This window comes from Methylorubrum subtropicum (genome assembly GCF_038442325.1).
In the GTDB taxonomy this organism is placed as follows: Bacteria; Pseudomonadota; Alphaproteobacteria; order Rhizobiales; family Beijerinckiaceae; genus Methylobacterium; species Methylobacterium subtropicum.
The window spans coordinates 22424-38622 of record NZ_JBBXMW010000034.1 but is presented as its reverse complement, the minus strand read 5'-3'; the positions used below and the strand labels follow the sequence as shown (position 1 = coordinate 38622).

21 protein-coding genes are annotated in these 16199 nt (G+C 61.7%); 7 read left to right on the top strand and 14 right to left on the bottom strand.

All coding sequences use genetic code 11. The features are described from left to right. Window positions 1-146: 146 nt before the first annotated feature. From AAHG03_RS25995 to AAHG03_RS25980, 4 genes are all read right to left on the bottom strand, one after another. Window positions 147-473 (bottom strand): hypothetical protein, encoded by a 327-nt coding sequence (locus tag AAHG03_RS25995; RefSeq protein ID WP_342154572.1) that lies wholly within the window; start codon window positions 471-473, stop codon window positions 147-149. Continuing rightward, entirely contained in the window at window positions 470-1357 is an 888-nt protein-coding gene (locus AAHG03_RS25990) for a phage integrase N-terminal domain-containing protein (RefSeq protein WP_342154570.1), read from the bottom strand. Before AAHG03_RS25990 ends, AAHG03_RS25995 begins: the two co-directional genes overlap by 4 nt. A gap of 852 nt (window positions 1358-2209) precedes the next feature. Beyond that, window positions 2210-3256 carry a hypothetical protein gene (locus tag AAHG03_RS25985; protein ID WP_342154568.1) on the bottom strand — a complete coding sequence of 349 codons (1047 nt, stop codon included), beginning with the start codon at window positions 3254-3256 and terminating at the stop codon, window positions 2210-2212. A gap of 357 nt (window positions 3257-3613) precedes the next feature. After that, window positions 3614-3862 carry a transcriptional regulator gene (locus AAHG03_RS25980; protein WP_342154566.1) on the bottom strand — a complete coding sequence of 83 codons (249 nt, stop codon included), beginning with the start codon at window positions 3860-3862 and terminating at the stop codon, window positions 3614-3616. Window positions 3863-4160: 298 nt separating this feature from the next. Between AAHG03_RS25980 and AAHG03_RS25975 the strand changes: the two genes are divergently transcribed. Next, window positions 4161-4490 carry a DUF3768 domain-containing protein gene (locus AAHG03_RS25975; RefSeq protein WP_342154564.1) on the top strand — a complete coding sequence of 110 codons (330 nt, stop codon included), beginning with the start codon at window positions 4161-4163 and terminating at the stop codon, window positions 4488-4490. A 24-nt stretch (window positions 4491-4514) separates the two neighbouring features. Here the strand turns inward: AAHG03_RS25975 and AAHG03_RS27145 are convergent, their stop codons facing one another. From AAHG03_RS27145 to AAHG03_RS25965, 3 genes are read right to left on the bottom strand one after another with little or no spacing between them, the layout of a single operon-like run. Next, window positions 4515-4709 carry an antitoxin Xre-like helix-turn-helix domain-containing protein gene (locus AAHG03_RS27145; RefSeq protein ID WP_412759797.1) on the bottom strand — a complete coding sequence of 65 codons (195 nt, stop codon included), beginning with the start codon at window positions 4707-4709 and terminating at the stop codon, window positions 4515-4517. A 14-nt stretch (window positions 4710-4723) separates the two neighbouring features. Continuing rightward, window positions 4724-4918: a hypothetical protein gene (locus AAHG03_RS25970; protein WP_342154561.1), complete on the bottom strand. Its 195-nt coding sequence runs from the start codon at window positions 4916-4918 to the stop codon at window positions 4724-4726. After that, entirely contained in the window at window positions 4915-5685 is a 771-nt protein-coding gene (locus AAHG03_RS25965; protein ID WP_342154559.1) for a zincin-like metallopeptidase domain-containing protein, read from the bottom strand. The genes AAHG03_RS25970 and AAHG03_RS25965 overlap by 4 nt, the downstream gene beginning before the upstream one ends. Window positions 5686-5881: 196 nt before the next feature. On the opposite strand from AAHG03_RS25965, the gene AAHG03_RS25960 reads away from it, so the two are divergent. The 5 genes from AAHG03_RS25960 to AAHG03_RS25940 all read left to right on the top strand — a co-directional run bounded on the left by AAHG03_RS25960 (window position 5882) and on the right by AAHG03_RS25940 (window position 9155). Next, window positions 5882-6082: a hypothetical protein gene (locus tag AAHG03_RS25960; protein ID WP_342154558.1), complete on the top strand. Its 201-nt coding sequence runs from the start codon at window positions 5882-5884 to the stop codon at window positions 6080-6082. Window positions 6083-6207: 125 nt separating this feature from the next. Then, the gene (locus tag AAHG03_RS25955) at window positions 6208-6726 is read left to right on the top strand and encodes a hypothetical protein (protein WP_342154555.1); all 519 of its coding nucleotides are present in this window, start codon (window positions 6208-6210) and stop codon (window positions 6724-6726) included. A 46-nt stretch (window positions 6727-6772) separates the two neighbouring features. Next, window positions 6773-7195, top strand: coding sequence for a hypothetical protein (locus AAHG03_RS25950; RefSeq protein WP_342154553.1), 423 nt, complete (start codon window positions 6773-6775; stop codon window positions 7193-7195). A 126-nt stretch (window positions 7196-7321) separates the two neighbouring features. After that, the gene (locus AAHG03_RS25945) at window positions 7322-7891 is read left to right on the top strand and encodes a LexA family protein (protein ID WP_342154551.1); all 570 of its coding nucleotides are present in this window, start codon (window positions 7322-7324) and stop codon (window positions 7889-7891) included. A gap of 4 nt (window positions 7892-7895) precedes the next feature. Then, complete coding sequence (locus tag AAHG03_RS25940) at window positions 7896-9155, top strand: Y-family DNA polymerase (RefSeq protein WP_342154549.1); 1260 nt, start codon at window positions 7896-7898, stop codon at window positions 9153-9155. Window positions 9156-9613: 458 nt separating this feature from the next. Here AAHG03_RS25940 and AAHG03_RS25935 read toward each other — a convergent pair whose 3' ends face one another. The 6 genes from AAHG03_RS25935 to AAHG03_RS25910 all read right to left on the bottom strand — a co-directional run bounded on the left by AAHG03_RS25935 (window position 9614) and on the right by AAHG03_RS25910 (window position 14543). Continuing rightward, the gene (locus AAHG03_RS25935; RefSeq protein WP_342154546.1) at window positions 9614-10501 is read right to left on the bottom strand and encodes a hypothetical protein; all 888 of its coding nucleotides are present in this window, start codon (window positions 10499-10501) and stop codon (window positions 9614-9616) included. Between the two features lie 239 nt (window positions 10502-10740). Then, window positions 10741-11904, bottom strand: a complete 1164-nt coding sequence (locus AAHG03_RS25930) for an MFS transporter (RefSeq protein ID WP_342154544.1) — start codon at window positions 11902-11904, stop codon at window positions 10741-10743. A 4-nt stretch (window positions 11905-11908) separates the two neighbouring features. After that, entirely contained in the window at window positions 11909-13204 is a 1296-nt protein-coding gene (locus AAHG03_RS25925; RefSeq protein WP_342154542.1) for an arsenic transporter, read from the bottom strand. A 34-nt stretch (window positions 13205-13238) separates the two neighbouring features. Further along, complete coding sequence (arsC, locus tag AAHG03_RS25920; RefSeq protein WP_342154539.1) at window positions 13239-13664, bottom strand: arsenate reductase (glutaredoxin); 426 nt, start codon at window positions 13662-13664, stop codon at window positions 13239-13241. Continuing rightward, entirely contained in the window at window positions 13664-14191 is a 528-nt protein-coding gene (locus AAHG03_RS25915; RefSeq protein ID WP_342154537.1) for an arsenate reductase ArsC, read from the bottom strand. Before AAHG03_RS25915 ends, arsC begins: the two co-directional genes overlap by 1 nt. Continuing rightward, a complete protein-coding gene (locus tag AAHG03_RS25910) occupies window positions 14184-14543 on the bottom strand; it encodes an ArsR/SmtB family transcription factor (protein WP_342154534.1) in 360 nt (119 codons plus the stop codon). Before AAHG03_RS25910 ends, AAHG03_RS25915 begins: the two co-directional genes overlap by 8 nt. Window positions 14544-14593: 50 nt before the next feature. On the opposite strand from AAHG03_RS25910, the gene arsH reads away from it, so the two are divergent. Continuing rightward, a complete protein-coding gene (gene arsH / locus AAHG03_RS25905; RefSeq protein WP_342154532.1) occupies window positions 14594-15340 on the top strand; it encodes an arsenical resistance protein ArsH in 747 nt (248 codons plus the stop codon). A 55-nt stretch (window positions 15341-15395) separates the two neighbouring features. Here the strand turns inward: arsH and AAHG03_RS25900 are convergent, their stop codons facing one another. Further along, entirely contained in the window at window positions 15396-16160 is a 765-nt protein-coding gene (locus AAHG03_RS25900; RefSeq protein ID WP_342154530.1) for a cation transporter, read from the bottom strand. Window positions 16161-16199 lie beyond the last annotated feature (39 nt).

Here is a 16199-nt window from a genome sequence, read left to right as displayed (position 1 = left end):
TCGTCGTCACTCGTGCCCCGGCCTCAGTTGCCACCCGGCCGTGGATCTCCCACCCCCCACTCGCGCGGCCCCCCCTCCCGCGTCGCCGCGCGGCGACGATCCGGCGGCCGATCCCGGCCGGGCGGGGCCTCGCCCCCCCCCGCCGGTCAGGCCCCGCCGACCTCGGCCGTGCGCCAGTCGATCACGAGGTCTTGCGCGGTCCCGGCGGTGGTATCGCCGCCGCCGCGTGCGGTCCATCGGTGGCCGATCTTCTCGCCCTTGAGCCACGCCAAGGCGGCGGCGGCCGCCCCAGTCTCGCGTAGGTCCAGCCCGTCCGGCCCCAGCACGGTCAGGTGATCGAACCCGGCCCGCGCTGCGGCTTGCATCTTCACCCGCAGCCCTTCCGGCGCGTACAGGTCCGCCGCGAGGGCTTCGCGGTTCTCGGCCGTGGTCGCCCGCAGGTCCGCCACCAGAGAGTTTAGGCGGGGCTTCATGCGGCCCCCTTCCGGCGGGCGAACCGATAGCCAAGGTAAGCGTCGGTGATCTGGCGGCGCTCGTGCCCCAGCTCGCGGGTGATGGCTTGCCGCGCCCGGTAATCGGCCCGGCGCTCCGCCGCCGTCATCTGTTCGAACGGTTTGCCGCCCGCCGCCGTGCAGTCGCGGCCTGTCAACTTTTGGTAGCGCCATTGGGCGTACCAATGCCTGTGTTTGTGTTTGTCGCGGATGCCCGCCGCCCATGTGCGCCGGTCGAGCTGGCGACGATAGACGACGCTTTTCATGCCCTCCGGCACTAGGCATCGCTCGCCGACGAACGTGCGCAGCTCGTCCAGCAATTCCCGTTGCCGGTGGTGCGTGATGGGAATGACGCGCGCCCGGCCGCCTTTGCACCAGCTCGCTTTCATGTGCAGGGCGTCGCCCTGTACGGCGGTTTCCGGTTCGAAAAGGATGCTTTCCTCGACCCGCATCCCGAACGCCATTTGCAGCCGCACGGCGAGTTGATCCCGCTCGTTCAAGCTGGCGTATTGCTCCAACCGGGTGGCTTCCGCCCGGTTGCCGTTGAACGTGGCCCGCAGCTCGATGCCGAGGTCCGCGTTGCTTTTCGGGATCACGCTGCCCTTGCGGACGTTGCGCGACCATGTGCGCATCCAGCTCACGCGGTTTTTAATCGTGCCGGTGGCGAGGCCGTCATCGGTCCACTTCGCTACCAGCTTTTGAATATGAATATCCTTGATCGAACGCGCCGAGGGCAGTTCGTGCCCCAGCGCCCGCAGCTCGCGGGCGATCAGTTGTAAACCTCGGGTGCGTTGAACGCGGGTGCGGATTGCTCCGCCCCCGCTGTTCAAGCCCATTTGCTTCAAGTCATGGGCGAGATGATCCACGCCGTCATGCTTTCTCTTGTTTAGTGCTTTTGACCGCCGCCGGGGCATATAGCCTTCTGGTCAGCCCGCATTTCTGCGGTAAAGGTCGGGGTACTTAATCCATAACCGTCTAAGTTTGGGTCTCTTTCACCTCTCCTCTAAGTCGCCGTTGCGTCCACCGGGCGGGTGGGCCGCTGTGCAATGTCAGCCGTGCCGCCTCTGTTTGGTTTCTCGCTCAATTCGGTCTCCATCATGGGAGCTACCGGCATCCGTGCCCGTGGGGTGGTTCTGTCGCGGTAGGTTCGCAGGGTAACGCCCTGCTCGCTTGTGGCCTGTCGGGTGGCCTCTCGTTCATCCTGAAAAGGACGTGGCCCGAGGGCCGAGGGTGACGCGGTTTGCAGGGCTAGACGCGCCCCGCCGGACTGTGGCCGGTCTGCCGCGCAGACCAGCGGCAGACGTTTCCTTCTGTCACTCGCCCTCACTCGTTGCTGACAGCCGCGCCTAACAGGGACTGGCCGCCCAGCTCCGGCCGTGGCTGGCGCTTTGCTCTGCGGCGGTGCGCCCACGCGCCGCCGCCGTCACTTCCCGGACTTCGCCTTGAAGTGACGGCGGCTCCTGCGGTGCCGTGTTCGGCAGGCCACGCCTGCCGAATGCGGAAGGGGTGCCCTTCCACGCCATCCCAAGCCGCCTCACGGCGGCTGGCGGGGCTTCGCCAGCCCCGCGCCCTGGCCAACCGCCGGGCACGCCCGGCGGCGCGGCTCCACCGCCTTTCCCGTGCTCGATCCCGCTCATCCGCCGATCCTAGTCTGCGCGACCGCGCAGCCTGCCCGGCTCGGTGGGGCAGTCGATCGTCCTACAAATCACGGTACGCGCCTAATCATCATCTTCGGGTGGGAAAAGATCAGGAGGGAAGTCCCGCTGATCAGCGTCGCCCTCGTAAAAAAAATATCCAGCTGATGTCCATCTGAACTGCGCAATGTAATTGCCTGGAAAAATGACCAGACAATATGTCCGGACATCGCTGACGTAAATCAATTCGCCGGCAACATATCGACCGTCAATATCAATTTTATAATCAAATTTACGGCTGTAGTGATAAGCTTCAGTGTCTTTATGAATTACAAGAGCGTCCCGGTAACGTGCTGCGGCAGCTTGCGGTGTTTCCTTACGATGCATTTGGGGACGGACCCCAACTAGGTGTGTTTCGCAACGCGTTCCAGGATAAACATAGTTACCAATAATTGATGGAGGCGGACGGCTTGGAGTATCAGTCGGCGCGTACTCTTGATTGATAATTTCATCTGGCTTGGGATTGACGTTCAAAATGTAGCGATAAGCTTGTTTTGACTTAAGATATTTGAAAGCACTGCACTCTTTGTTGATTAATTCTAGAAAGTGCCCGATATCCGAGCGATCAAAAATCTCCGGCTGCGCGTCTCCCCAATAAGCTGGGCCAAATCCACCAATGCTAGCGATGTACGAATTTTCAAATTCGTATAAAACTCTGCAGCCATCATCCATTTTATAAAACAATGGCCGCCCAGGTATAAGCTCGTTGCTCAAGGGTATGAAATATTGATAGTCCATCGATCTCGCGTAATCGGCGTGCGTGGTGAGCCAGCGCCTATCGATAGCTCTGGCACCATCGAAAAACGACTCATTGTCTGAAATCTGTATGGCAATTAGCTTTGGATAACGTGCCTTCGTTTTAATAGGGGTAATCTGTCGATGAAATCTCTCCTCAATCGTGCCGTCTAATTTATGTATTTCCATAATGGTGGAGCTGTAGAAGCCTGAGGCTTCTAAGTACGGCTGCCTATCATCCAACTCGGCCGATGAGGCGGGTTGGGTAACCGGTGGTGGAGGCTCCGGTGGTGCCTCGATTTCCGGCGTTGGCTCCTCTCCGAACAAACGCAGCAATCGCCGGAAGACCATCGTTCCACCCCCACCATGTTGGCCACACGCTAAAACGGTTCTCCGCCACGTTCCAGGCGCCCCCCTCTGGGGCCGTGCTCTACTCGCCGCCTCCGGCGGCTCCCCGAACCCGCCGGGGGCGGTTTCGGCCCTGCGGGTGACGATCACTGACGCTCGATGCGGTCGCCCCTATGGGGCGTAGTGTTAACTGGGTGGGCCAGCCGTCCGGCTCGGCCTCAAGGCCACAAGGGCCTTGACCCCGATCCAGCCGCCCGGCGGTGAGCTGCCATGGCGGCCAAGCCGCCCTTTGCGCAGGCTCCACCGCGCCAATTCAAACCCCGGCCTCGGCTATGGGGCGTAGTGTTAACTGGCTAGCGGCTGCCACGTCAGCCCGAGGCCATCGGGTGCGAAGGTGACGCCCCGCGCCTCAAACGCAGCCCGCAGCCGATCCGCGACCGTTGCCCGGACCTCGCCGCCCTTCTCAAACTTCACGACTGAACCAAGGGCGACACCGGAAGCCTCATAAAGCCCGGCCACCGTCATGCCGAGAACTGCGCGTGCCGCCCGGCACTGTTCCGGACTGATAATGGGGGGCGGCAGATCGTGGCTCATTCCTCATTATCAACATAGAATAATATTTCAGTCTATGCAATGTATTTTGCAATAATATTCCAAATCTACTTGTCCAAATTGAAATAATATTGCATATTCATCTCAACAGAAAGGAGGTGAATGACAATGAACGGAATAAAGAAAACCAGAGCGGCCCTCGAAGAACTGCTCTGGTTAGCCCTGCAAGGGCTGATGATCTACATCGCAATTAAGGTTGCGCTGTACGTCTAGGAAACGGGCCTCTTTGCCGGAGGCCCTATCAATCTAAAACCACAAAAATCAAAGACTGAATAAACAAGTGAACCACAATGTCGAACAAGTCCGCAAGTTAAATGATGCGGCAAGAACCTCCGGGACCGGCGCAGATTTCTTTACAACTCCCGGAGTAAGTGAACTGCCTTTTCTCGATTACATAGCTGTAATCGGATTGATGAAAGGGTTTGACGCTTTCACTGAGGACAACGACCCGCACGGGGAGCATGATTTTGGAGCCTTCGACTACAAGGGCATAAAGTATTTTTGGAAGTTTGATTACTACGACCTTGAACACAAATACCACTCCCCGGACCCGTCAAATCCAGAAGTGACCCGGCGCGTTCTGACCCTAATGACCGCAGCAGAATACTAACCAGACACCGCCCGGAGGGGCGGTTTATTCGCGCTCCGGTGTAGTGTTAACCGCCCCCATAAGGGACGCAGAGAGTTTCGGTGGGAGGGGATCGGAAGGCTCCGCAAGGATGCGGTCCACCGTGCTCTCGCTTAGGTGGGTCAAGAACGCGATTTGACCACGCGGCATCCCTTCTGCGGCAAAGACCCGGACTACATCCTTTGTATCCAGAGGGATCATATCGTAAAAATCCATTAGTCTCCTTTGTAGCCCTGGAATATTGGATTGTCAGGCTCGTCCTTCGATGTTGTATCTGGATTTTCGCCGCGCAAAATCGCTTCAATGATCCATTCATCTGCCCGCATAAGGAAAGATATTTTTTCTATCGAGTATCCATCCTTAGCCATGATGCGGATCATTTCGGCGTGATTTTCAGGAAAATTACTCATGGGGACATCCTATCATGTGATGCAAGTGTAGTGTTAGCGCGCCCGATAAGAAAGCATGCAGCGCGGTGGGCTTCGCGCTCGGTTTTTACCAGAGCTTCGGCGGGGTCTGGCATGTTGGAAAGAAAGTGTTGAAAATAATGTTCGTGCAAGCCAAGGGCCTGACTGGCTAAGCCGAAATGCTCTGCGACAATAACTGCCGTAGCTTCTGCAATCAATTCCTCCTGGGAATAGATTGTTTTGTAACGGGCCATAGTCGGATCAGGGATAGTGCGTTTTAAGCGTGTGCGGTGCCCCGTCCAGTGGGCCAATTCATGCAGAGCGACATGGTAAAATTCTTGGTCCGCGTCCCCTCCATCGACCCGATGAAAACGAGCCTGCGGTGGAAGCCCTAGCTGGTCATTTGTCCAGTCGTAATAGGCAGCGTCGGTTTCATTCACGAACGCCCCGCTGCTGGCAATGATCCTTTGCAACGCTTCGATCCGGCGGACCTTCTGCCGCCTCGGGCTTGAGTTGTCCCAGGGCTTTCGCCACCGGCTTCCCGCTGCTGCAGGATCGGCAAGGCGGGCGATCGCACGGCGTACGGCAGGCCGTGACGGCCCGCCCTTGCGTAGAGCCATGTCGGCACGGATGCGCGCCGCCTCCGCCTCCGTCGCCGGTCCGAGGTAGTGGCTCTCCGTGCATACCTTGCCGCCCACGCGAAACGTGCGCTGTTTGTAGCGGTAGGGTCGGCCTTTGATGGTCTTGATGACCTGGTAGAAGTCGCCCACCCCATCGTCCCTGCCGACGCTCAGCCCAGACTGTAGTGTTAACCGGCCGCCAGGCAAGGCGCTGCCCGCTGGATCATGTGGCCGGACGCTCACCCCGGAATTCGCGGGTTTTGGGCCTTATCGGCCGCCAAAATCGCCCCGAAGCTAAATAGAAGTGCGGGGCAGTTCCCGCGTGAACACAAGGAGTTACCCAACCATGTTATACGACAAGATGAGCACCAACGGGCTGCGCGCCCTCCACGGCGGGATCACCCGCGCTTTGGCAGACGACGACGCCCAACCGCCGCACCGCCGGGTGTACGGCGTCCGCAAGTACCCGGACTGGCGCGACCAAGCCGACCGGATCGAGGCCGAGTTGACCGCTCGGCGCGAAGCGTTCGCCCCGGTCCGCTGGTAGCATGGCACGGACACGCCTCCCGCTCCGGCGAGGGGGCGTGTCCCTGACCAAGGTGGGAGAGTGTAGTGTTAACCGCAGCCAAGCGCCCCGTCAGGCTGTGGTGCCAGGGTCGCCCATAAGAGCACATGCAAAAGAGCCGGTACAACGCGCCCCGCATCACAAGCCGACCCATTCACCCGGCCGACCAAGCCAAGGGCGACGAGGGCGAGCGCCGCTTTAAGGGCTGGCTCGACGCCAGCCGCTTGCCACACGTCTACCTCGATCAAACGCCCATGAGTGTGCCCGATCACCTGCGCGGCGAGATCAAGCGGCCCGATTATGTGGTGGGCGTGCCCGGTGTCGGTGCCGTCGCGTTCGATGTAAAAGTAAAATCCCTCTACAACGGGCACTTTATCTTTGAACTCGACGAAATCCGCCGGATGCGGACCTTTGCCCGGTTCTTTCATATGACGGTCTATTTTGCTTGTTTGAACCCGGACGGTAGCCCGGAAAGCTATTGGATACGGCTCGACCAGTTCGACAACTTCGCCGCCGTGCGCCGGGGCAGCTCGATAACGCTGAAGATCCCGGCCGATGCCGCCTTGTCCGTCTCGATGCGCAAGAGTTTCCACGCGGCGTTTCTGGATGCCGTGACGCTCGCCTAACCAATGCAGAGTTGGCAGTAACTTCATACTGTGTGTTAATTATGCCATGAGCGACGACAGTTTTTACAGTGAATTGGTGGGCATTCCTGCGGGGTTGGATTGGGATCAAGCGCAAGATCAGAAAATGGCAGGCTATCCATCGCCACACGCTTACGCCTGGCATTATGTAAATCGCGTTATCTCAGAAACTTGGCCCGCTTTAGAGCATCCTGAGCCGGACGAAAGCGACGAGGAAACACTGGCTGAATGTTTGGTTGATATACACAACGATGCTGTTGAACGGATCAACAAAGGCATCTCTCTTGTCCGAAATTGGGCGGTGATTAACGATGTACGTTTGCGGCTGCGCGGCGTGCAAACCGCCGATCATACTTTAATCGCTTGGAAGGGGCTTTTGCCACTGCCGGAGCGCCCGAGCGCCAAAGAGCCGAAGCCGGTGCGCCTGCGAGGCGTCCGCTACCCTCGATAGAGGGCTTATCCCCGGAAAACACACCCCTGCCTGCCAAACAGGCATTGACATAAGAAACTGCCTCGACGGGTGGACCCATCCTGTGTCTTGAATGTTGTTACAAATTTCAAGATGGAGGGACGCCCTATGAGGCAGAGCAAACGGATGGGCTGGGGCGGCCCTCGCGAGGGCGCAGGGCATCCCGGCAAGGAGCCGACCAAGGTGGTGCGCCTGCCGGTGGACCTTGCCGACGCCGCCCGGCGGGCCGCCGAGGCCCGTGGAGGCAACGCCAGCGGCATCGGGGCCTTTCTCAAGGGGGAGGCACGCACCAGCGCCAGCGCCCCCCTCGTGACCGCTTCTGTGGCCTGTGGCTTTCCCTCCCCGGCTGAGGACCACCTAGAACGCCCCCTCGACCTGAACGAGCTGCACGGGATCGGCCGGGCCGATGTGTTCCTCGTCCGCGTCGCGGGCGAAAGCATGATCGGCCGGGGCCTGTTTCCCGGTGATGTGGCCGTGGTCAGCAAGGCCACCCAGCCCCGTAACGGCTGCATCGTCGTCGCCTGCATCAACGGCGATTTCACGATGAAAACCTATTACCGGCGCGGCAACCGGGTAAAGCTCAAGGCCGAGAACCCCGCTCATGCTGATATTGACGTGCCCGAAGAGGCAGACTTTCAGGTGTGGGGCGTTGTAACCGGGCTTTCGCGCACGTTTTAGGGCTATGGCTGGCCCTATCGCTATTGTTGACTGCAACAATTTTTATGCGTCCTGCGAGCGGCTGTTTAACCCGAAGCTCAACGGCAAGCCTGTTGTGGTCCTGTCCAACAATGACGGGTGCGCGATTGCCCGCAGCAATGAAGCCAAAGCCCTTGGTGTAAAGATGGGCGACGCCTACCACCTGAACAAAGACCAGTGGGCGAAGTGGGGCGTTAAGATATTCAGCAGCAATTACACGCTTTACGGCGACATATCCGCCCGCGTCATGCGGGTGCTTTCCGACTTCACCCCCGACCTCGAAATCTATTCGATTGACGAGGCGTTCCTTGGCCTGTCCGGCTTTGCCGACCCAGAGGCGCATGCCCGCACCCTACGGGAAACCGTAGCTTGTAAAACCGGCATCCCGGTGTGTGTCGGGATCGGCCCGACCAAGACGCTGGCCAAGGTGGCGAACCGCACCGCCAAAAAGACCCCGACGAGCGGCGGGGTGTGCTGGCTCGACAGCGAGGCGCAGCAAACCGCCGCCCTCGAAAAACTCGCCCTGGATGACCTGTGGGGCGTGGGTTTCCGCCTGCCCCGGCGGTTGGCGGAAATCGGCATAACGACCCCGCTACAGCTCCGCGACGCCGATCCGACGATGATCCGCCAGCGGTTCAACGTGGTGCTACAGCGGACGGTGATGGAGCTACAGGGCGCCCCCTGTCTCGACCTCGAACACGACAGCCCGGACAGCAAGACGATCTGCACCTCCCGCAGCTTCGGGCGGTATGTGGAGAGCTATGACGAGCTGGCCGAGGCGTTGACCGCCTATGTGTCACGGGCGGCCGAGAAGATGCGCAGGCAAGGGCTGGCGACGCCTGCCATCGTCGTGCTGCTCAACACCAACAAGCACAAGCCGGATCAACCGCAGTACTACGCCACCCGCGCCGTCAAACTGACGATTGCGACGGCCGACACGGGCCGCCTGATCCGGGCGGCCCTATGGGGCCTGAAAGGCATCTACCGGCCGGGGTTCCGCTACAAGAAAACGGGCGTGCTGTTCCTCGACCTCGCCCCGGCCGCCAGCGTGCAAGGCTCCCTGTTCATCCGGCCGGACACCCCGCAGCGGGTGCGCCTGATGGAGCTGGTGGACGAGATCAACCGCCGTTACGGACGCGACCGGGTGCGGTTCGCGTGCAGCGGGATTGACCGGGGATGGAAGCTCAAGGCGGAGTTTTTATCCCAACGCTACACAACGCGGTGGGGCGAGTTGTTACAGGTATAAATATAAGATAGGCTGATAAAATGCTTAATAGATTGAACGGTTGGCAACGGCTATGGGTATGCCTTTCGGGCCTATCACTCTTTATATTTGGGCTTATCATGCCGTGGCATGAAGTCGTGTCATCACGTAACAGTGTTGCACGGTGGGAGATGCGGAATAAGGCAGAAAGTCAGGCCGCATCAGGGCAGTGTAACGACTACGTTACTAAAGAGTTTTCAACGCTTATTCAGCCTGAATATTCATCCAGTGAGAACACATGCTATTATGTATATAGCGCCAGACAGTTTAGTGAAACGAAGGGTCCATATGACCGCGAGAAGCTAGACGCCGAGGAAAGGTCTAAGACCTACTCGGAAGCCCTGACCTTTATGGCAATGTGCAGTGTGGGCGTGCTGATCGTCTGCGGGATCGTCTACTTGCTTGGTTGGCTGGTTGCATGGGTTCGGCGCGGGTTTGCCTCAAAAACCTAAGAGCGACGATAGAGCATTGCCAAGCACACCTAATATGATGCCGCCGAATATAATTCTGTGAGTTAATGACTGGTCATTGTTTTCCTCAAGAATATTTACTGGAAACGCCCATTTAAAATACCCCATTAGTACACGGTAAGAGACTAAGATAATCCCAATTCCATATATAAATCCGGCCACCCTGTAGGAAGAATAAGGACCATCCGCAGGAACATACGTATCTAGTTTGGATGTAATCAAGTACAATGCATATGGAAGTGCGAACAGCCAAAATCCCACATCGTATACTGCCCGACCATGAATTAAATAATACCATTGCCGGTTCTTCATAAGACCTTTGTTTATAATTGTCTGGACGGCCCTAAAATACGTTATGTCGTCGGCTCGGATGTATGTTTTGCTGGCGTTAGGAGTAGGCTCAGAAAGAAGCGATGCGCCATCTATAAGCGGCGGCTTACTAAAGTGAACCCATAATCTAAAGTAATTAGATGGCGATTGCCCGCTAGCATAAGGCTTAAACGCATTCTCGTTTGTTATAAAAATCGTATCTATGGGCTTTGGAAGCGTATCCAGGTCAAATATTTTTTCTGTATCTCCATAACTGGTTTGTCCATCAACTCCCACGACTGAAACCGTCAATCTAAATGCTCTATCTTTGACATGTCTTTTGTCTGCCTCGAATTGCTCTAGTGTTTTGTCAGGCGGCTGAATAAAAGCATCGACAATCCTGTCAGCCTCTTTGCGACTGATTTTTTGTAGTTCTCTATAGACATTCTTGAACAGCTTAAGATTGAATTGACACCCTCTAACCGGAATATCTATTTCGTAAAACTGTACATCAGCCTCATCGTTGGTCTGTAGCTGCGTTGCGCTCATCCATATAACCTCTGGTTTCTGTGATTTTAAGACGATGATTGTGGAAGGTCCACCGCTGAAGCGGTGCATAAGTCATGAGTTTCGCACCGCCTCCGGGCCGGTAGGGTTTCAGCCCCTTGCCGGGTCCATAAGTCCGGTGCGGAACTCGCGCACCGGCAATGCTCACAACTCACCAGACATGAGCAGGTGGCGGGACGGCTCTCGACCTTGCCTCTCCTCGCTCATAACTCCTGCCCGAGTCACCACGCCCGCCACAGCGCCCCAACCAGGCCAACATTGAGCAGGGCCAGGCCGGCGAGCAGGATGAACGTTGCGTCTGCGCCGCCATGGGCGAGGGCGTAGGCGCCGAGCGGCGGGGCCAGGGCCTGGGCTACCAGCCCCGGCCGCGCCAGGCCGCCGAGCAGCGGCGCGTAACGCTCCGGGCCGAACAGCACCAGGGGCACGGTGCCCCGTGCGATCGAGTAGATCCCGTTGCCGGCGCCGTAGAGGATCACCGCCAGGGCAACCAGCGGCAGGTTGAGGGCCAGCAGCGTCACCCCGAGCGCGACCAGGCTCATCGCCGCCGTCAGGGTCCACAACGGGTGATGCCGGCCTTTGAACGACATCTCCACGACGCGGGCGGCGACCTGGGACGGCCCGATCAGCGCGCCGAAGGTGACGGCCGAGGCGAGTGGTACGCCCCGCGCCTGCAACAACGTGAGCACGTGCGCCGAGAGCAGGCTCATCACCCCGCCGCCGAGGATCAGCACGCCGGCCATCAGCAGGAACGGCCGGCGTTCCTTGGGCGCCAGAGCGACCACGGGTGGCGGGCCGTCGTTCGCCCCCGTCGGCCGGACCGGTGCCGGCGGGATCAGGCCGAGGATCAGGGGCAGCGACACCACGAGCTGCAGGCCGGCATAGACGAAGCAGGCCCAGCGCCAGCCGCCATGATCGAGCAGGAACGCCGACAGCGGCCAGCTCACCGTGCTGGCGAACCCGCCCCACAGGGTCAGGGTGGTGATCGCCGGCCGCGCCTCGGCGCCGTAGAGCCGGCCGAGGGTGGCGAAGGCCGGGTCATACAGGCCGCAGCCCATGCCGAGGCCCATCAGCAGCCAGCCGGACAGGAAGACCCACAGGGCCGGCGCCAGGCCGAGCACGATGAGGCCGGCGGCGAGGAGTATGGCCGAGACCGCCAGGACCGGCCGGCCCCCGCGCTCGCCGATCATCCGGCCGACCTGCGGTGAGACCAGGCCGGCAGTAAGCAGGCCGAGGGACAAGCCGCCGAAGATCCAGGCGAGCGGCCAGCCTGTATCCGCCGCGATCGGCGCGGCGAGGACGCCGAGCAGGTAGAACGAGGAGCCCCAGGCGAGGATCTGCACCACGCCCAGGGCCGAGATCACCGGCCAGCGTTTCGCCTGGCCCACGGGGCTACGGTGTCCCGAGCACCGGCAGCCAGGCCGCCAGCGCCAGCAGCGTGACCAGCAGCACCGGAGGCGTGATGACCAGGCCCACCTTCATGTACTGGCCCCAGGTGATGCGTTGGCCCTTGCTGGCCAGCACGTGCAGCCAGAGCAGGGTCGCCAGGCTGCCGATCGGCGTGAACTTCGGCCCGAGATCGCAGCCGATCACGTTGGCGTAGACCATCAGCTCGCGGGTCAGCGGCGACAGGTCCGGGGCCTGCTGGATCGACAGCGCCCCGATCAGCACGCTCGGCATGTTGTTCATCACCGAGGACAGGATGGCTGCCGCAAAACCGGTGCCGACGGTTGCGATCCACGGCCCTTGCCCGCCCAGCCAGACCAGGCCCTTGGCCAGCTCGTCGGTCAGGCCGGCGTTCCTGAGCCCGTAGACCACCAGGTACATGCCAAGGCTGAACAGCACGATCTGCCAGGGGGCGCCGGTCAGCACCTTGCGGATCGGAATGACCCGCCCGCGCAACGCCAGGCCGAGCAGCACCGCCGCGCCGGCACAGGTGACGACCGAGACCGGCACGCCGAACGGCGCGGTGATGAAGTAGGCGAGCAGCAAGACGCCGAGCAGCGGAAAGGCCGCCTTGAACACCACCGGATCGCGGATCGCGTCCCGCGGCGGTTCCAGCTCGCCGACCGGGTAGGTCGCCGGCACGTCGCGCCGGAAATACGCCCACAGCACCACCAGCGTGGCGAGGAGCGAGACCAGGTTCACCGGCACCATCACGGCGGCGTAGCGCCCGAACGTCACGTCGAAGTAGTTGGCCGAGACGATGTTCACGAGGTTGGAGATCACCAGCGGCAGGGAGGTCGAGTCGGCCACGAACCCGCAGGCGACGATGAACGCCAGCGCCGCCGCCGGGGGAAAGCTCAGGCGCAGCAGGATCGCCAGGACGATCGGGGTCAGCAGCAGGGCCGCGCCGTCGTTGGCGAACACCGCCGCGATGGCGGCGCCCAGGAGGATCACCAGCGGAAAGAGGAGCCGGCCCCGGCCGCCGCCCCAGCGGGCGATGTGCAGGGCCGCCCAGTGGAAGAACCCGGCCTCATCGAGCAGCAGCGAGATGATGATCAGCGCCACGAACGTGAACGTGGCGTCCCACACAATATGCCAGACCACAGGAATGTCGCCGGGATGGATCACGCCCGTGGCGAGGGCCACGGCCGCGCCGGCCAGAGCGCTCCACCCGATCCCGAGGCCCTTGGGCTGCCAGATGACAAAGACGAGGGTAACGAGGAAAATGGCAAGCGCGAGCATCGAGATCGTTTCTTGTTTTGGTTGAGAAAAAGGCTCAGGCGGTGGCGACGCGTCGGCCGTGCTCGTCCACGACCCGCTCGCCGTCCTCCTTCACGAACTCGCCCTGTTGCGCCGGCAGGAGATCCAGCACGGCTTCGGACGGCCGGCACAGAGCGACGCCCTTGGGCGTGACCACCAGCGGGCGGTTGAGGAGGATCGGGTGCGCCTCGATCGCGTCGAGCAACTGGGCGTCGGTCAGCGCCGGATCGCCCAGACCCAGCTCCGCGTAGGGCGTGCCCTTTTCCCGGAGCACATCGCGCACCGCCAGGCCAGCGCGCGCGAGGAGCTGCACCAGCAGCGCCCGTGCCGGCGGGGTTTTCAGGTACTCGATCACGTGCGGCTCGATGCCGGCGTTGCGGATCATCGCCAGGGTGTTGCGCGAGGTGCCGCAGGCCGGGTTGTGGTAGATCACCACGTCCATCACGCGACCTCCGGCCGGGGCGACGTGGCGCCGGCCAACTGGCCGATCTCGCGGACTTTGGACGAGAGCGCCACCTGGTCGAGGCTGCCGAGCGGCAGGGCGACGAAGGCCGCGATGCGGTTCTTGAGGTAGCGCTGCGCGGTCACAAAGGCCCGCTTGCGCTCGATCTCTGCCCCTTCGACGGCAGCCGGGTCCTCGATACCCCAATGCGCCGTCACCGGCTGGCCCGGCCAGAACGGGCACGCCTCGCCGGCTGCGTTGTCACAGACGGTGAACACGAAATCGAGCTGCGGCGCCCCCGGCGCGGCGAACTCGTCCCAGCTCTTCGAGCGCACGCCCTCGGTGGGATAGTCGGTTTCCTGCAGGGTTTGCAGCGCCAGCGGGTGCGGCTGCCCCTTGGGCTGGCTGCCGGCGGAGAACGCCCGGAAGCGCCCCTGCCCGTCCTTGTTCAGCATGGCCTCGGCCAGGATCGAGCGGGCCGAGTTGCCGGTGCACAGAAACAGCACGTTATAGACGCGATCAGGCATGGGCGACGTCTCCGGTGGGGATGCAGCAGGCCGCCAGGGCTTCCACGGCCGGGGTGCAGACCTCCGGCCGCCCTTGGCAGCAGTCTTTCATCAGGAAGGCGATCAGGTCGGACAGCGCCGGATAGGTGGCGCTGTAGATGATCGAGCGCCCGTCCCGCCGGGACTGGATCAGCCCGGCGCGGCTTAGTTCCTTGACGTGAAATGACAGGTTGGTGCCGGACACGCCGACCTCGCCGGCCAGCGCGCCAGCCGCCAGGCCGTCCGGCCCGGCGGTGACGAGGGCGCGCACGATGCTCAGGCGGTGTTCCTGTCCGAGGGCGGCGAAGGCCGCGACGGCTTGCGGGCTGTCCATCATTGGTGCAGTATCTCAACCATTATTGAAATGTAGATGAAAGCCCTGCCTTGGACAAGCCCCAGCAGCCGTTCAACGATGGAATGCCGAACCTCTCCGAGGTGCATTTCGAGATGCCGACGCCGGAGCGGTTGCACACGGCCACCCCGTTCACCCACGCCCCGCGCTTTCTGATCCTCTACGGCTCGCTGCGGGAGCGCTCGTTCAGCCGGTTTCTGGCCTATGAGGCGGCCCGGCTGCTCGAAGCGATGGGCGGCGAGGTACGCATCTACGACGCCCACGGCCTGCCCCTGCCCGACGACACGACGGCAGAACATCCGAAGGTGCAGGAGCTGCGGCAGCTCTCGATCTGGTCCGAGGGCCAGGTCTGGGTCTCGCCGGAGCGGCACGGCAACCTGACTGGCGTGATGAAGAGCCAGATCGACTGGCTGCCCTTGAGCGAGGGCTCGGTGCGGCCGACCCAGGGCCGCACGCTGGCGGTGATGCAGGTGTCCGGCGGCTCGCAGAGCTTCAACGCAGTGAACGCCCTGCGCGTGCTGGGCCGCTGGATGCGGATGATCACAATCCCCAACCAGTCGTCCGTGCCGATGGCCTACAAGGAGTTTGACGACGCCGGCCGGATGAAGCCGGGGCCGCTCTACGAGCGCGTGGTGGACGTGTGCGAGGAGCTGATGAAGTTCACGCTGCTGACCCGCGAGCGGGCCGACTACCTGGTGGACCGGTACAGCGAGCGGAAGGAACGGGAGCCGGACCGGCTCAAGGCCGTGGCCGCCGACATCGGGTTTGGTAAACGCTAAGCTGTGATCACTTGGGAATGCCGAGAAAGGGGACCCAGCGGCCCCCTTCCCTGCGTTATTCGGCCGGCGCCGGCTGGGCCGTGCCTTCGCGGTACTCCGCCCACGCCTGCCGCAGGATCTGCACCGAGGACGTGAGGAAGATCGCGGCCATGATTGCGGCCACCGCCAGATCGGGCCAGGCCGTCGCCGTGCCCCACACACCCAACGCGGCGATCATCACGACCACGTTGCCGATCGCATCGTTGCGCGAGCAGAGCCAGACCGAGCGCACGTTGGCGTCGCCGTCCTTGTAGCGCATCAGCAGCAGCACGCTGGTCAGATTGGTGGCCAGCGCCAGGAGGCCGATCCCGCCCATTAGCTCCGCCTGGGGTACGCCCAGGATCAGGGTCTGGTAGACCGTCGAGCCCAGCACCCACACCGCCATCAGCGACAGCGACAGGCCCTTGAACAGGGCCGCCGTGGCCCGCGCACGCAGGCTGGCGCCAATCACCGCCAGGCTCAGCCCGTAGGTGACCGTATCCCCCAGAAAATCCAGGGCGTCCGCCTGCAGGGCCTGCGATCCGGCCAGATGGCCCATGACCATCTCGACGGCGAACATGATCCCGTTGAGAGCGATCACGGTCCAGAGGACGCGCTTATAGCGCGGGTCCACCCCGTCGAAGACCGGCACGCCGCCGGAGCAGCCGCAGGCATCGTCACTGCCGCAACTGGCGGCGGGCAAAGCCTTCGGGGCTTCCGGCACGGGGGTCGGAGCTGCGGGCGTGCCGCAGCAGGAGTTTGCTTTGGAAGCGGCGCTTGAGCCGCAGCAGGCGTCCGCCATGGTGTCTCCTTTCGTCAGTTGACCGGGAGCCTACGACCT

What these genes read in the sequence shown, in the direction of transcription:
- AAHG03_RS25995 (WP_342154572.1), bottom strand. Translation starts at nt 473, where the DNA reads ATGAAGCCCCGCCTAAACTCTCTGGTGGCGGACCTGCGGGCGACCACG.
- AAHG03_RS25980 (WP_342154566.1), bottom strand. Translation starts at nt 3,862, where the DNA reads ATGAGCCACGATCTGCCGCCCCCCATTATCAGTCCGGAACAGTGCCGG.
- AAHG03_RS27145 (WP_412759797.1), bottom strand. Translation starts at nt 4,709, where the DNA reads ATGATCCCTCTGGATACAAAGGATGTAGTCCGGGTCTTTGCCGCAGAA.
- AAHG03_RS25970 (WP_342154561.1), bottom strand. Translation starts at nt 4,918, where the DNA reads ATGAGTAATTTTCCTGAAAATCACGCCGAAATGATCCGCATCATGGCT.
- AAHG03_RS25960 (WP_342154558.1), top strand. Translation starts at nt 5,882, where the DNA reads ATGTTATACGACAAGATGAGCACCAACGGGCTGCGCGCCCTCCACGGC.
- AAHG03_RS25955 (WP_342154555.1), top strand. Translation starts at nt 6,208, where the DNA reads ATGCAAAAGAGCCGGTACAACGCGCCCCGCATCACAAGCCGACCCATT.
- AAHG03_RS25950 (WP_342154553.1), top strand. Translation starts at nt 6,773, where the DNA reads ATGAGCGACGACAGTTTTTACAGTGAATTGGTGGGCATTCCTGCGGGG.
- AAHG03_RS25945 (WP_342154551.1), top strand. Translation starts at nt 7,322, where the DNA reads ATGAGGCAGAGCAAACGGATGGGCTGGGGCGGCCCTCGCGAGGGCGCA.
- AAHG03_RS25940 (WP_342154549.1), top strand. Translation starts at nt 7,896, where the DNA reads ATGGCTGGCCCTATCGCTATTGTTGACTGCAACAATTTTTATGCGTCC.
- AAHG03_RS25935 (WP_342154546.1), bottom strand. Translation starts at nt 10,501, where the DNA reads ATGAGCGCAACGCAGCTACAGACCAACGATGAGGCTGATGTACAGTTT.
- AAHG03_RS25925 (WP_342154542.1), bottom strand. Translation starts at nt 13,204, where the DNA reads ATGCTCGCGCTTGCCATTTTCCTCGTTACCCTCGTCTTTGTCATCTGG.
- arsC (WP_342154539.1), bottom strand. Translation starts at nt 13,664, where the DNA reads ATGGACGTGGTGATCTACCACAACCCGGCCTGCGGCACCTCGCGCAAC.
- AAHG03_RS25915 (WP_342154537.1), bottom strand. Translation starts at nt 14,191, where the DNA reads ATGCCTGATCGCGTCTATAACGTGCTGTTTCTGTGCACCGGCAACTCG.
- AAHG03_RS25910 (WP_342154534.1), bottom strand. Translation starts at nt 14,543, where the DNA reads ATGGACAGCCCGCAAGCCGTCGCGGCCTTCGCCGCCCTCGGACAGGAA.
- AAHG03_RS25900 (WP_342154530.1), bottom strand. Translation starts at nt 16,160, where the DNA reads ATGGCGGACGCCTGCTGCGGCTCAAGCGCCGCTTCCAAAGCAAACTCC.